Origin of the sequence: Kitasatospora sp. NPDC087315, from assembly GCF_044744345.1 — a bacterium.
Taxonomy (GTDB): Bacteria; Actinomycetota; Actinomycetes; order Streptomycetales; family Streptomycetaceae; genus Kitasatospora.
Map to the genome: position 1 here is coordinate 285,803 of NZ_JBIUYD010000009.1, position 13,425 is coordinate 299,227.

Annotated in this window: 11 protein-coding genes; 5 read left to right on the forward strand and 6 right to left on the reverse strand. The window is 73.2% G+C overall.

What is annotated here, in order from left to right; genetic code table 11:
- Positions 1-218 precede the first annotated feature (218 nt).
- Together ACIO5D_RS15730 and ACIO5D_RS15735 are read right to left on the reverse strand one after the other, a co-directional pair.
- On the reverse strand, positions 219-1,073 hold the full coding sequence (locus ACIO5D_RS15730; RefSeq protein ID WP_363615142.1) for a hypothetical protein: 855 nt from the start codon (positions 1,071-1,073) through the stop codon (positions 219-221).
- A gap of 188 nt (positions 1,074-1,261) precedes the next feature.
- Complete coding sequence (locus ACIO5D_RS15735) at positions 1,262-1,864, reverse strand: NTP transferase domain-containing protein (protein ID WP_400795542.1); 603 nt, start codon at positions 1,862-1,864, stop codon at positions 1,262-1,264.
- A gap of 168 nt (positions 1,865-2,032) precedes the next feature.
- On the opposite strand from ACIO5D_RS15735, the gene ACIO5D_RS15740 reads away from it, so the two are divergent.
- On the forward strand, positions 2,033-2,803 hold the full coding sequence (locus ACIO5D_RS15740; RefSeq protein ID WP_363615144.1) for an HNH endonuclease family protein: 771 nt from the start codon (positions 2,033-2,035) through the stop codon (positions 2,801-2,803).
- A gap of 121 nt (positions 2,804-2,924) precedes the next feature.
- Complete coding sequence (locus tag ACIO5D_RS15745) at positions 2,925-4,526, forward strand: alpha/beta hydrolase (protein WP_400795545.1); 1,602 nt, start codon at positions 2,925-2,927, stop codon at positions 4,524-4,526.
- A 103-nt stretch (positions 4,527-4,629) separates the two neighbouring features.
- Here ACIO5D_RS15745 and ACIO5D_RS15750 read toward each other — a convergent pair whose 3' ends face one another.
- Both ACIO5D_RS15750 and ACIO5D_RS15755 read right to left on the reverse strand, forming a co-directional pair.
- Positions 4,630-7,035 carry an ArnT family glycosyltransferase gene (locus tag ACIO5D_RS15750; RefSeq protein WP_400795516.1) on the reverse strand — a complete coding sequence of 802 codons (2,406 nt, stop codon included), beginning with the start codon at positions 7,033-7,035 and terminating at the stop codon, positions 4,630-4,632.
- 143 nt (positions 7,036-7,178) lie between these two features.
- Positions 7,179-8,297 (reverse strand): alpha/beta hydrolase, encoded by a 1,119-nt coding sequence (locus ACIO5D_RS15755; protein WP_400660247.1) that lies wholly within the window; start codon positions 8,295-8,297, stop codon positions 7,179-7,181.
- A gap of 166 nt (positions 8,298-8,463) precedes the next feature.
- On the opposite strand from ACIO5D_RS15755, the gene ACIO5D_RS15760 reads away from it, so the two are divergent.
- Positions 8,464-9,411, forward strand: a complete 948-nt coding sequence (locus ACIO5D_RS15760) for a hypothetical protein (RefSeq protein ID WP_363615152.1) — start codon at positions 8,464-8,466, stop codon at positions 9,409-9,411.
- A gap of 404 nt (positions 9,412-9,815) precedes the next feature.
- On the forward strand, positions 9,816-10,421 hold the full coding sequence (locus ACIO5D_RS15765; RefSeq protein ID WP_400795518.1) for a hypothetical protein: 606 nt from the start codon (positions 9,816-9,818) through the stop codon (positions 10,419-10,421).
- 263 nt (positions 10,422-10,684) lie between these two features.
- Here ACIO5D_RS15765 and ACIO5D_RS15770 read toward each other — a convergent pair whose 3' ends face one another.
- Both ACIO5D_RS15770 and ACIO5D_RS15775 read right to left on the reverse strand, forming a co-directional pair.
- Complete coding sequence (locus ACIO5D_RS15770) at positions 10,685-11,179, reverse strand: hypothetical protein (RefSeq protein ID WP_400795521.1); 495 nt, start codon at positions 11,177-11,179, stop codon at positions 10,685-10,687.
- 134 nt (positions 11,180-11,313) lie between these two features.
- Positions 11,314-12,096, reverse strand: coding sequence for an isoprenyl transferase (locus tag ACIO5D_RS15775; protein ID WP_400660241.1), 783 nt, complete (start codon positions 12,094-12,096; stop codon positions 11,314-11,316).
- A 385-nt stretch (positions 12,097-12,481) separates the two neighbouring features.
- Between ACIO5D_RS15775 and ACIO5D_RS15780 the strand changes: the two genes are divergently transcribed.
- On the forward strand, positions 12,482-13,425 hold a 944-nt coding region (locus ACIO5D_RS15780; protein ID WP_363615225.1), incomplete at its 3' end, for a serine protease.

Consider the following 13,425-nt stretch of genomic DNA (forward strand, 5'->3'; position numbering starts at 1 on the left):
CAAACTAGCTCTGTGTTGGGGGTGGGGGGGGGGTGGTTGGGGGGGGGGGGGGGGGGGGGGGGGGGGGGGGGGCGGGGGGCGCGGGGGGGGGCCCCCCCCCGGCCCCCCCCGGCCGGTGGGTCACCGGCGGGGCGGACGGTCCGGCCGGTGGGCCGCCGGTGCGGCAGGGCGCACCGGCCGGTGGGTTCACCGGTGCGGCAGGGCGTCCGGCCGCCGGGTCAGGAGGTCCAGCCGGTCTCCATCAGGGCCTCGGCGGCGCCGTTGGCGGGCTGCGGCACCCCGGCCAGGTCCAGGCTGAACAGGGCGACCAGCAGCTGTTCGCCGCGGACGGTGGCCTGGTGGGAGTAGCCGGCCAGGGTGAACATCGCGGCGGCCATCTCCTCGGCGTGCAGGGTCTGCAGCCAGAGGCACTCCACCGACTTCACGTCGGCCGGCTCGGTCCAGGTGTCCACCTGGGCGACCATCCGGCTGCCGAGCAGGGTGACCCCGTCGCGCTCCTGGGCCTCCGTCAGCTCCAGGTCGTCGAAGCCCAGCCACTCCAGATAGCGGGCGGCGGTGAACACCGCGTCCTGCGAGGTGCGCACCGGGTGCGGGCGGAACGGCGCGCGCCGCCGCCAGGGCGTGGCCGCGGTGCCGGACCCGGCCGGCGGGGTCGGGACCGGGGCACCCAGCGGGTGGGCCGGCTGCGGGCGGGTGCCCTGCGGGCCGGTGCTGCCGAGCGGCCCCGCGGTCGCACTGCCGCCCAGCCGGGTGGTGCGGTCCACCGGCAGCCGGACGGTGGCGCCGCAGTTGCAGGTGAACTCGGGCTGGGGCCACTGGTCGGAGCGGCCGCAGTGCGGGCAGCGCATGTTCAGCCAGGAGTCCTCCCAGGAGCGGAACCGCACCTGGACCGGCACGCCGCCGCGCAGCAGCGGCACCTTCAGCGAGGCGCCGCAGGGGCAGGGCAGCGACGGCGGCTCGTACAGGTGCTCGCGGCGGCAGGCGGGGCAGCGGATCGCCCGGGCGCCACCGCCCGCCCCCGGCCCGTGCTGCGCGGGGTCGCGCCCGGTGAAGTCGTCGGGCAGTCCGGACATCGAGGGCACCGTCCGTTCGAGTCGGGAGGAAGGACGTGTCCCATGCTCCCCGAAACGCGGGGGCCGTGGCGCGGAATGGGGCAATCCTCAGGGACAGATCAGGGGTGTGCGGCCGATCTCTCCCCGGTGAGGAGGAGCCGCTCTCACCTCGGCGGGGGAGCGGGCGCCCCGGCCCAGGCCGGAGGCGGTCACCCGGCGGCCCAGCGGGCGAGGTCGGCCGGGGTGTCGAGGTCGTCCGGGACGGCGATATCGGCGCATTCGACCAGCGCGACTTCGTCGGCGTGCGCCCCCAGTAGTGCGCGTGCTCCGGTGTCGCCGGTCGCGCCCGCCGCCGCCTCGGCGAAGTACCGGGCGCCGATCAGCACCGGGTGCCCGCGCCGCCCGCCGTACGCCGCCGCGGCCAGGTCCGCGCCCGCCCGGTGGGCCGTCAGCAGCCGGGCCACCGCGGCCGGGGTGACCCCGGGGGTGTCCACCAGCATCACCAGCGCGGCCGAGGCCTCCGGTGCCAGCGCGGCCAGCCCGGCACGCAGTGACGAACCCATGCCGTCCGCCCAGTCCGGGTTGTCCGCCAGTCGGCAGCCCGGCAGATGGGCGGTGGCCCGCACCCGCTCCCGGGCCGCGCCCAGCACCACCGCCACCTCCGTGCAGCCGCCGGCCCGGACCACCGCCACCGCGTGCTCCACCAGCGGCCGGCCCCGGTACCGGACGAGGGCCTTGGGCCGACCGCCCAGCCGCCGTCCGCCCCCCGCGGCCAGGACCAGTGCGGCCACGGGTCGTTCACTGTTCCGCATGTGCCCAGCCTGCCCGTCCGCGGCGCCGCCGCGCAGCCGGTCCCCGGCCCGGTACCGGAATGTGAGCTTCGACATGCTCGAACGCTTCGCGTTGCGCCGCCTTGACGGGGTGTCGGGCGGCTGGTCTGCTGGGTCGCCGTCAGCCGCCCACCACCTCGGGAGTCATCCGTGCCCGCCCGCCGTACCGCCCTCTCCGCCACCGCCGTGTTCCTGATATCCACCCTGGCGCTGGCCGGCTGCTCCGGCGCCAAGAAGTCGTCCACCGACGGTGCCGCGTCCTCCGGGGCGCCGGCCGCCGCCGGGGACCTGGGCACCAGCCCGCTGCAGAACCCCGACGGCACCAAGCCCGGCCTGGCGCCGCTGACCTCGCCCGAGGACCAGAAGGCCGGCCGGGACATCATCGCCAAGGTCGCCACCGCCGCCAACGGCTCCAAGGACGGCTACGACCGCAACGAGTTCGGCCCCGCCTGGACGGACAACGTGGACGGCGTCCCGTTCGGCCACAACAGCTGCGACACCCGCAACGACCTGCTCGCCCGCGACGGCAAGTCGCTGGAGCGCAAGGACGGTTCGAACTGCGTGGTCACCGCGATGACCATCTACGACCCGTACACCGGCAAGACCGTCCAGTGGACCAAGCAGCAGGCCACGAAGATCCAGATCGACCACGTGATGCCGCTCTCCTACGACTGGCAGATGGGCGCGTCCAAGTGGGACAAGGCCAAGCGCGTGCAGATCGCCAACGACCCGCTCAACCTCATCCCGGCCGACGGCTCGCAGAACGCCTCCAAGGGTGACTCCGGTCCGGCCTCCTGGCTGCCGGCCAACACCGCGATCCGCTGCTCCTACGCGGTGCGCTTCGCCCAGGTCTCGCTGAAGTACCAACTCCCGGTCACCGAGGCGGACAAGAAGGCCATGCTGCAGCAGTGCGGCGGTTGACGAAACGTTTCATCAGCCTTTGTCCTTATGTGCGGAGGCTTTGATGGGGGCATGGTGGCGGCGCGGCGATAACGATATGACTCATGTGATGACCGGGTGATATTCGTGTGCGGTGCACTCGATGATCATCCGGTTCTCCCGGCGCGCGCTGCCCGCCGCCGTCGCCGCCGCCCTCCTGGCCGGCTGCACCGGCTCCGGCGGGACGGACACGGCCTCCACCGCGTCCGCCACCGCACCGAGCCCCGCCACGACGCCCACCCCGACCGCGACGCCCACCCCGACGCCCACGCCCACCGGCGCGGCGGACCCGGCGCTCAAGGCGTTCTACGGCCAGCAGCTCAACTGGGCGCCCTGCGCCGACGATCCGGCGACCAAGAAGGTCGACGAGTCGGCGGTGCAGTGCGCGACCCTCAAGGTCCCGCTCGACTACGCCCACCCGGCGGGCGACGCGATCGACGTCGCGCTCTCCCGGATTCCCTCCGCCAGGCCGGACCAGCGGGTCGGCTCCCTGCTGGTCAACCCCGGCGGGCCCGGCGGCTCCGGCGTCCGCATGGTCCAGACCGGGCAGACGGACTACGACGGGCCGCTGCACGACCACTTCGACGTGGTCGGCTTCGACCCGCGCGGCGTCGGACGCACCAGCCCCGTCAACTGCCTGGACGACAAGGCCCGCGACGGGTGGCTCACCACCGACGAACCCGGCGACGCCCACGGCAAGACCCTCGCCGACGCCTGCCAGGCCAAGTACGGCAAGGCGCTGCCCTTCCTCGGCACCCGCGACACCGTCCGGGACATGGACGTCCTGCGCGGGGCCCTCGGTGACGAGAAGCTCAACTACCTCGGCCTCTCCTACGGCACCTACCTCGGCAGCATCTACGCCGAGGAGTTCCCGGACCGTACCGGCCGACTGGTCCTGGACGGTGCCACGGACCGGTCCGTGCCGCTGATCCAGCACAACATCGACCAACAGGCCGGGTTCGAGCGGGCGTTCCAGGAATTCGCCGCCGACTGCGTCAAGCAGAAGGGCTGCCCCCTCGGCAAGGACCCGGACAAGGCCGCGCAGAAGCTCGCCGGCTTCCTCGACGGGCTCAAGGACCACCCGCTCACCGCCACCAACGGGCGCACCGTCACCGCCAACGCCGCCTGGACCGGTGTGATCGACAACCTCTACGGGGGCGAGAAGGCCCGCGCCGACCTGCGCGCCATCCTGACCCTGGCCATGGAGCACGACAAGGGCGACTACCTGCTCACCCTTGCCGACGACTACAACAAGCGCGACGAACAGGGCCACTACGGCGTCTCCGCCGACGCCTACACCGCCATCCACTGCGCGGACGCCGCCATGGCGCCCACGGACGCGGAGCTCCAGGCGGCCCTCGCCGAGCTCGCCGCCAAGGCCCCGCTGATCAGCAAGCACAACCCGCTGTCGGCCCTGTTCGACCCGGACTGCCGCACCTGGCCGTTCCGTTCGGCCGAGAAGCCGCACACCGTCAAGGCCGAGGGCAGCGCGCCGATCCTGGTGGTCGGCTCCACCGGCGACCCGACCACGCCGTACGCGTGGTCGGAGAAGCTGGCCGCCGGGTTCGCCCACGGCGTGCTGCTCACCCGCGAGGGCGACGGGCACACCGCGTACGGGAGGAGCGCGTGCATCCGCACCGCGGTCCACACCTTCCTGGTGGACGGCACCGTGCCGGCCGCCGGGACGCGCTGCCCGACGGACTGATGTGCCGGGCTGATGTGAGGGACTGACGTGCCGGGCCCGTCGGCCCCGCACGAGAAGGGGGCGCACCGCTGCCGCGCGGTGCGCCCCCTTCGTCATGGGGTGGTCAGGACGTCGGCGCCGTCAGATCGTAGAGCGTGGAGCCGCCCACCGTCTTCGCGGTGAAGTGGCTCTCCACCCAGCTCTCGATCTGCGCGGTCTGCGTCTCCCGCGCCTCGCCGTCGGCGCCGCCGGGCGTCCGGCGCGAGCCTCCGCCGCCGATGAACCAGTGCACCTTGCCCTCCTGCACGTACTGCTGGAAGGCGCTCAGACTGAGCGACGGGTCGGTGCTGTTGAAACCGCCGAGGGCCATCACCGGGACGCCGGAGGCGAGTTGGTAGCTGGCGGCGTTCTGCGAGCCGCTGGTCGCGGCGGCCCAGGTGTAGCGGTCGGCGTCCTGCCTGAGCGCTTCGGCGGCCTCGCTGCCGACCTTGGCGCCGTTGAGCAGCCCGCCCATGCCGCCCGGGCCGCCCTGGCCGGTGGTGCCGTTGCCCCGGCCGCCGGTGCTGCCCGCGCCGCCGCGCTCGTTCCGGCCGTCGGTGCCGTTGCTGTTGCCGTCGCGGGTGCCCGCGCCCGGCCAGGTACCCCCGGGGAAGCCACCCGGACCGCCCTGGCCGGTGCCGCCCTGCGGGGGCGTGAACGTCCCGCCGTTGGCCACGAAGGCAGGCCCGCCGGGCCCGCCGTGCCTGCCGCCACCCGGTCCGAAGGAGCCCTTCACCGACGGGCCCGCCGTCACGATCGAGCCGGTGTGCGGGGTGCCGACGGTGTCCACCGCGTACGCGGCCGGCCCGCCGAACGCCGCCGCCAGGCCCACCAGTCCCGCCACCGTGGCGAGTCGTCCGCCGAGTCGTCCGCCGACCCCCGAAGCGCCGGGCGTACCCGCCGACCGTGTCGCCAGGCGTGCCGCCGGCGGACCGGCCAGTAGCAGCCCCACCGCCGCGACCAGCCCGCCGACCAGCACCGCCCAGCGCAGCCACGGAAGGAACTCCGCGCTTCGCCCGAGCAGGACGTACGCCCAGACCGCCGTCACCGCCAGGGTGCCGGCCAGCACCGCCGCGTACGGCAGCCGGTGCCGGGCCCGCCAGAGCCCGTCCGCGCCCATGCCGACCAGGGCGGCCACCGCGGGCGCGAGCGCCACCGTGTAGTACTGGTGGAAGATGCCGGACATGAAGCTGAAGGTCAGCGCGGTGCAGAGGAGCCAGCCGCCCCAGACCAGGAAGGCCGCGCGGGCGGTGTCGGTACGGGCGTAGCGGCGGGTCGCCCAGAGCCCGAGGAGCAGCAGGATCAGCGCGGCCGGCAGCAGCCAGGCGATCTGCCCGCCGACGTCGCCGTCGAACAGCCGGGTGATGCCGGTCTCGCCCCAGCCACCGCCACGCGTGCTGCCGGCCGCCGCGCCGGGCATCCCGCCGGGGACCTCCGTCATCCCGGTCGGGAACCGGCCGCCGCCCACGCTGCCGGTCTCGTTGCCGTTGAGGCGGCCGAAGCCGTTGTAGCCGAAGGTGAGGGAGAGGAAGCTGTCGTCCTGCGAGCCGCCGATGTACGGCCGGGCCGAGGCCGGCACCAGTTCGACCACCGCGACCCACCAGCCGCCCGCGACCACCATCGCCAGCCCGGCGGCCAGCAGTTGGCGCGCCCGTCGCCAGAGCCCGGTCGGCGCCACCACCAGGTAGACCACCGCGAAGGCGGGGAGCACAAGGAAGGCCTGGAGGGTCTTGGTGAGGAAGCCCAGCCCGAACATCACCCCGGTGAACACCAGCCACCGGGTGCCCGCCGTCTCGGTGGCCCGCACCAGCCCGTACGCGGCCAGCGTGAGCAGCAGGACCAGCAGCGCGTCCGGGTTGTTGAAGCGGAACATCAGCGCCGCCACCGGGGTCAGCGCCAGCGCGGCGCCGGCCAGCAGGCCGCCGAGCGGGGAGAAGCGGCGGCGCACCGCCGCGTAGAGGGTGCCCACGGTGGCGACCGCCATCAGCGCCTGCGGGGCGAGGACGGACCAGGAGGAGAGCCCGAAGACCCGGGCGGACAGCGCCATCGGCCAGAGCGACAGCGGGGGCTTGTCGACGGTGATGAAGTTGCCGGCGTCCGAGGAACCGTAGAAGAAGGCCTTCCAGCTCTGGCTGCCGGCCTGGACGGCGGCCGAGTAGAAGGCGTTGGCCCAACCGGAGGCGCTCAGCCCCCAGAGGTAGAGGACCGCGGTCGCGGCCAGCAGCGCCAGCAGGGCGGGCCGCACCCAGCGCGGGTCGTCCGCCCGCCCGCGCCAGGCGCGGGCGGGGAGGGTGCGCAGCCGGCCGCTCCAGGACGCCGGGCCCCTGAGGCCGGTGGGCGGCAGCGGGAACTCCGGGAAGAGCGGGCCGGCCGCGGGGGTCCGGGCGGGCCCGGCGGCGTCCGGTGCCGGCTGCGGCACCTCCGGCGGCGGGTGGCTCGCGGCCTCGGGCCACGGTTCGCCGGCCGGAGGGGAGAAGCTGGTCGTGGTCATGGACGATACGGTCGGCCGCGCGGCTGAGAGAACCGTGAGACGACGCTATGAGCCGTCTGTGATCCTGCCTTCCGGCCGCCGGATCCCGGCACCGTGCGGCCGTCCCGGTGGCGGGCTCCGGTGGCCGCCAGGAGGCCGCCGCCCTAGGCGGACTGAGGCTCCGTCAGGTGGCGGCCCAGCCACTCCAGCGCCGGCGGGATCTCCCTGGTCCAGGTGTGGAAGTTGTGCCCACCGGTGTCCAGGGTGATCGTCGACAGCTTGGTCGGTGCCTTGAACGCCCCCACCATGGCCTGGGTGCCGGCGTAGTTGTTCTCGTCGTAGCTGGTGGCGAGCAGCAGCGAGACGGGGGCGGCCGGGGTGTTCTTCAGCCGCCACACCAGGTCGTTCTCCTGCTTCAACTGGGCGTTGCCGCCGAACAGATCGCCGGTGGTCTCGTCGATCGGCGCGGTGTAGTAGCCGGAGAGCGAGATCGCCGAGCGGTACGCGTCCGGCTTGCGCAGCGCGAACTTGAGCGCGCAGTAGCCGCCGGTGGAGTTGCCGATCACGGCCCGGGAGGAGGGGTCGGAGCCGAGTCGGTAGGTGGCGGCGAGCGCCTTGGGCAGGTCGCTGGTGAAGAAGGTCTCCACCTGCGGGCCGCCGGGGATGTCCATGCACTCGGTGTCGCGGTTGCCGGAGAGCGTCGGGCGCATCAGCACGAGCACGGTCGGCGGCAGCTTCTTCTGCTCGATCGCGGTCAGCGTGGACGCCGGGTACTGCATCAGCGAGATCAGCTTCTCCGCCGAGCCCGGGTAGCCGGCCAGTACCAGCGCCATCGGGAACCGCTTCTGCGCGTACTCCGGCTGGAAGTACTGCGGGGGCAGGTAGACGTACGCGTCGCTGCTCAGACCGCTCGCGGCTCCTTTGACGGCGACCTCCTGGATCAGTCCGGAGCGGTCCCGGGCCGAGCCCTGCGCCGAGTACATGCTCTTCTCGGCCGTGACGGCGAGGGCGGCACTGGGCTGGTGGTCGACCACCGTGCCGGGCTTGCCGTTGGTGCCGAGCAGGTCGCTCCAGGAGCTGTAGAAACCGAAGTAGCCGTTGGCGATCAGACCCATCGCGACCAGGACCGCGATCTGGGTGGCGAAGAACGCGCCGAGCCGGCCGGCCCAGGGCTTCCAGCCCCGGCCGCCGAATCTCGGCCAGAGCCACATCGTGGCGGCGAAGGCGGCGATCGCGAGGACGGAGGAGATGATCTGCAGCGGAAGTCCCGTAAGGCTGAGCACGAGCCCGATCGTAGTTGACGGCGAGGAGCGTTCCGTGCGCCGCGTATGCGCCCCGCACGCGCTCCCATACGCCTCTTGCACGCCCCGTTGACCGGGCCCCGTCCGCTCGGGATCATGTCGGCGGGGGCGTGCACGCTGCGCGCATGAGAGCTCACCGGGGGCGGTTATGAAGTCCATCACCAAGGCAGGCCTGGCGGCCGGCACCGCGCTGCTGCTGGCGGCCTGCTCCGGCGGAGGCGCGACCACGACGGCGGACCAGCAGCCCACCGGCGCCGTCACCGCCACCTCGTCGCCGAGCCCGACGCCCACGCCCACCCCGACGCCCACACGGCCGCCGTACGGCCCGGTGCTCGCCCGGTACGTCGACCCGGTCAACGCGGCGCTCGCCAAGCTCACCTCGGCCACGACCACCGACGCCATCTCCACCGTCCTGCAGGAGGTGGCCGGCGCGGCGACCACGGCCGGCAGCGGCCTGGGCTACGCGGACGAGCCGGCCAGCGTCACCACCGCCCAGCGCCAGCTGGTGACGGCCCTCACCCAACTCGCCACCGACCTGACCAAGGTCCGCACCGACATCAAGAAGAAGACCCTCTGCGCCGTCCCCTCCGCCCTCGCCAGGATCGGCGAGTCGGAGGGCCTCAAGGCCGTCCCCGCCGCCCTGGCGCAGATGACCGCCGCAGGCTACCCGACCACCTTCGCCCCGCCGCAGTTCCCGCAGCTCCAGACCCGCTCCCTCGACAACGGCGCCATGGTCCGCGAGGGCCGCCTCCGGGGCTCGGGCGTCTTCAAGGTGGACAACGGCGGCAGCGCGGACGCCGTGGTCTCCCTCGCCCAGAAGGGCAAGTCGATCCACTCCGTCTACGTCGGCAAGGGCAAGAAGGCCTCCATCGAGGGCATCGAGGACGGCACCTACGAGATCTACTTCTCCGGCGGCGTCGACTGGGACTCCAACCTGAAGGCCTTCACCCAGAACTGCGACTTCAGCAAGTTCGACGACACCCTGGAGTTCGAGACCGGCCGCACCTACACCTCCTGGTCCATCACCCTCCAGCCGACCGTCGGCGGCAACGCCAAGACCAGCGACGTCGACGAGAACACCTTCCCGACGCCGTAACGCCCCGACGCCGATGCGAACGGGCCAGCCGGCTGCGGGAGCTCGGCCGAGAGCTTCGCGTGATCGTCTCGGAGTTGACCGATCTGCCGCCTGACCTGCGACAGAGGGCTGAGCGGTTCCTGGTCCCAGCGGGTACTGACGCGGATCCACGGGTGGTCGAGTCGGGCCCACAGCAGTGGACGCCGGGCGCCGTCGCGGTCCTGGACGCTGTCTGGACTACGCAGGCGGCACCGAGTCGGGGTTCACCTGTCTTCGCTCTCCGGTGGAGACGCTCGTCAAGTCGTCCTGAAGTGACTGACGGAGGCCGCAGACCGGGCAAACCGGTCTGCGGCCTCCGCACGTCTGCCTCGGTCCACCCCGTGCGATCATGTCGAACCGGTTCAAGGCGAGGGGGACTTGCCGCGATGGCGGACGGCATCCGGGCGGAGGGCGGGCGGGCTGGGGGCGGGCCCGCGGACGTGGTCGTCGACATCGTGCCGGGGGCGTACGAGGAGGCGGCCGGGAGCCGGGGCCGGGGCTGGGGGTGTGTGCTCGTCGGGTGCGGGCTGCCGGCGCCGGCGGGTGTCACGGTGGTCGCCGGCTGCCTCGCCATCTGGGCCGGGCTGCTCAGCAGCCCGTGGCGGGACGACCCCGACCACGTGGACGACCCGCGGGCCTGCGCGCCGTCCACGGTGGAACTCGGTGACGCGCTGGCGCACTTCGGCCTGACCCTGCCGGACGGGGCCGCGAACGTCCGTTTCCAGTCGGGGCACGGCATGGCCGAGCGGGACCTCACCGTCGGCTTCGACCTGCCGGAGACCGAGGCCAAGGGCTACCTGGTCCGCTCGCACCTGCCGGCCGCGACCCGCCCCGGTGTCTCGATCACCGGCTGCGTGGCCGACGAGCCGTCGCCGGACCTGACCCGGGTGGGCTCGGAGCCGCGTGACGAGCAGTACTGGCAGATCGACGTCCAGGTGGCTCCGGCCGGGCCGGGCATGTCCCGGGTGGGCGTGCGGATCTCGGACCTCTGACGGGCGCCCTCGGGCCCTGCCGGCCGGCCGCGCCGACGACCGCCGAGCCGCCCGGTCGGCGACGCGGGACGATGTCCGCTGGACCGGGTGCGCGGCCGTACCAGGGGCTGACGAACGGTAGGGGAGCGGGGAGATTCCCCGTGGAGCGGAGGACGAAGGCCGACCGTGGTTGCGGGCCCACGGCCGGCCTTCGCGTTCGGGGGCACCGTTGCGGGGTGCACGGGGTGCCGCGCGCCCGTTGTCCGGGGCGCGGCACGGGTGGCTCAGGGGCCGGGCTTCCAGCGGTAGAGCTGGGAGCCCCAGGTGTAGATGTAGGTTGAGTCGACCCCGAACAGGGCGCTCTTCGACCGGGTGGGCCGACCGGCGGTGTCGGGGGTGAGGGTGGTCGTCACGTTGTAGGCGCCGATCCGGGGGGACAGGCACATCCTCCAGGTGTACCCGTCGGTCGGAAGCTGGACGTCCTCGGCGGGGGAGTTCCCGCCCGGCGTCAGCAGGCTCCAGGCGTAGGTGCCGACCTCCAGCTGGACGTGGCGCTGGACGCACTTCTGCGGCGGCGTGACGGGCGCGGGGAGCGGCGTCAACTGCGCGTAGTCGTCAAGGAATTCACGGTCGGCGGCGGAGGCCGAGGTGGCGAACGGGCCGAGCGCGAGGGCGAGGACGACGACGGGCAGGGCGAGGAGTCGGGGCAGCCGGCGGGGCCTGCGTTCCTCCGGGGCGGCGATCGCGGCGACGGTGAGGGAACGGGGCGGACGGGCCATCGACGACACTTCCTTCCGAAGGAATTGGTCTGGACCGATTCTTCTTCGGAAGGTGATCTCCGGGCTATCCCCGAACTCTGGGATACCGGGCGCGCACCCCGCCCGTCACCTCGCCCCGTCGCCCCGCCTCCGCGCTACTTGCCGAAGCGCCGTTCGCGGCCCGCGTACGAGCGCAGCGCGCGCAGGAAGTCGACGCGGCGGAAGGCGGGCCAGTAGCAGTCCACCCAGTGCATCTCGGCGTAGGCCGACTGCCAGAGCAGGAAGCCCGACAGCCGCTGCTCGCCCGAGGTGCGGATGATGAAGTCGGTGCGGTCCCCGGCCGAGGAGTAGAGGTGCCGGGAGATGTGCTCCTCGTCGAACCGCCCGACCAGCTCGACCGGGTCGCCGCCGGCCGCGAGGTGCTCCTCGAAGGCGCTCTTCACGGCGTCGACGATCTCGCGGCGGCCGCCGTAGCCGACGGCGACGTCGACCTTCAGTCCGCCGCGCCCGGCCGTGCCGGCGGCCGCCTCCTTCAGCACCCGGGCGGTGTCGCCGGGCAGCAGGTCGAGCGAGCCGATCACCTGTACCTCCCAGGGGCGGCCGGTCGCGGAGATGTCCCGGACGGTCTCCTCGATGACCTCGATGAGCGGGCCGAGTTCGTCGGCGGGGCGGCCGAGGTTGTCGTCGGAGAGCATGAAGAGCGTCACGTGCCCGATCCCCGCCGCCGCGCACCAGCCCAGGAACTCCGTCGCCTTGGCGCCGCCCGCCCGGTACCCCTCGCGGACGTCGTCGTGGCCGGCCTTCCGGGCCCAGCGCCGGTTGCCGTCGAGCATGATCCCGACGTGCTGCGGGCGCGGCAGGCCCGCCAGCGTGCTGGCCAGGCGGCGCTCGTACACCGCTTCCATCGGCCGGCGGAGCACCAGCGGCAGCAGCCTCATGAACCGTCTCCATCCATCGCGTGAGTCCGCCGTCGACGGTACCAGCGGTTCACCGAGTGTCCTGTCGGCAGCGGGGGTTGGGGTCGGGGTGGCCGGGGCGACCGGGGCGCGCCCGTGGGGAAGGCGCTGTGCGACGCGTCCACGCGCCCCGGCGGGGCGAAGGCCGGGAGGCGCGACTCTCCCGGGCCGGGGTTGTCGGCACCGGCGGTGCGGGTATCTGAAGGTGACGGCCCGTGAGTGGCCGGCCTCCGGGGTCCGCGGGTGCGGAATTTCGGCCGCGAGTTCTGTCTGAACGGTTGCTCTATTGAAGTGGCCATGGCATTTTCGTGCGGCGCGGGCGTCCGTGACCGATCGTGCGCCCCGCCAATCCCCCACAAGGAGAGCCATGTTCAGGAGACTTGTCGCCGTAGCCGGTGCCGGCGTGGTGGTCGCGGGTGCGCTGACCTGCGCCGCCGCCCCCGCCCAGGCCGCTCAGGCGGTGCAGGCCGGCGATCTGACCTCCACCATCGCGCTGAGCAACTGCTCGGCGTCACTGGTGCGTTACCCCTCCTCGGTCGACACCGACCGGGCCCTGATGCTCACCAACGGCCACTGCCTGCCGACGATGCCGTCCGCCGGCCAGGTCATCCAGAACACCAGCGCCAGCCGGAGCGGCACGCTGCTCGGCGCATCCGGTGCGTCGCTCGGCACCGTCCAGGCGGACAAGGTGCTCTACGCGACCATGACGGGCACCGACGTCGCCCTGTACCAGCTGACCGACACCTTCGCGTCCATCGGCACCAAGTACGGTGCGACCGCGCTGACGATCAGTGACACCCACCCGGTCGACGGCTCCTCGATGTTCATACCGTCCTCGTACTGGAAGCAGACGTGGAACTGCTCCATCAACGGCTTCGTCGGCACCCTGCGCGAGGACCAGTGGACCTGGCACGACTCGATCCGCTACAGCTCCGGCTGCAACACCACCCACGGCACCTCCGGTTCGCCGATCGTCGACGCCGCCACCAGGAAGGTCGTCGGCATCAACAACACCGGTAACGACGACGGTGCGATGTGCACGCTCAACAACCCGTGCGAGGTGGCGGCCGACGGCACCACCACGGTGACCCAGGGCCAGAGTTACGGCGAGGAGACCTACTGGTTCACCACCTGCCTCGGCACCGGCCGCGTCATCGACCTCAACGTCAGCGGCTGCCTCCTCACCAGGCCGGCCGGCAGCGGCTCCGTCTCGGTGACCAACCCGGGCAACCAGTCCACCGCGCTGAACGGCTCGGCCAACCTGCAGATCACGGCCACCGGTGGCACCGCGCCGCTCGGCTACTCGGCCAC

What these genes read in the sequence shown, in the direction of transcription:
- ACIO5D_RS15770 (WP_400795521.1), bottom strand. Translation starts at nt 11,179, where the DNA reads ATGGCCCGTCCGCCCCGTTCCCTCACCGTCGCCGCGATCGCCGCCCCG.
- ACIO5D_RS15765 (WP_400795518.1), top strand. Translation starts at nt 9,816, where the DNA reads ATGGCGGACGGCATCCGGGCGGAGGGCGGGCGGGCTGGGGGCGGGCCC.
- ACIO5D_RS15750 (WP_400795516.1), bottom strand. Translation starts at nt 7,035, where the DNA reads ATGACCACGACCAGCTTCTCCCCTCCGGCCGGCGAACCGTGGCCCGAG.
- ACIO5D_RS15775 (WP_400660241.1), bottom strand. Translation starts at nt 12,096, where the DNA reads ATGAGGCTGCTGCCGCTGGTGCTCCGCCGGCCGATGGAAGCGGTGTAC.
- ACIO5D_RS15730 (WP_363615142.1), bottom strand. Translation starts at nt 1,073, where the DNA reads ATGTCCGGACTGCCCGACGACTTCACCGGGCGCGACCCCGCGCAGCAC.
- ACIO5D_RS15745 (WP_400795545.1), top strand. Translation starts at nt 2,925, where the DNA reads ATGATCATCCGGTTCTCCCGGCGCGCGCTGCCCGCCGCCGTCGCCGCC.
- ACIO5D_RS15735 (WP_400795542.1), bottom strand. Translation starts at nt 1,864, where the DNA reads ATGCGGAACAGTGAACGACCCGTGGCCGCACTGGTCCTGGCCGCGGGG.
- ACIO5D_RS15760 (WP_363615152.1), top strand. Translation starts at nt 8,464, where the DNA reads ATGAAGTCCATCACCAAGGCAGGCCTGGCGGCCGGCACCGCGCTGCTG.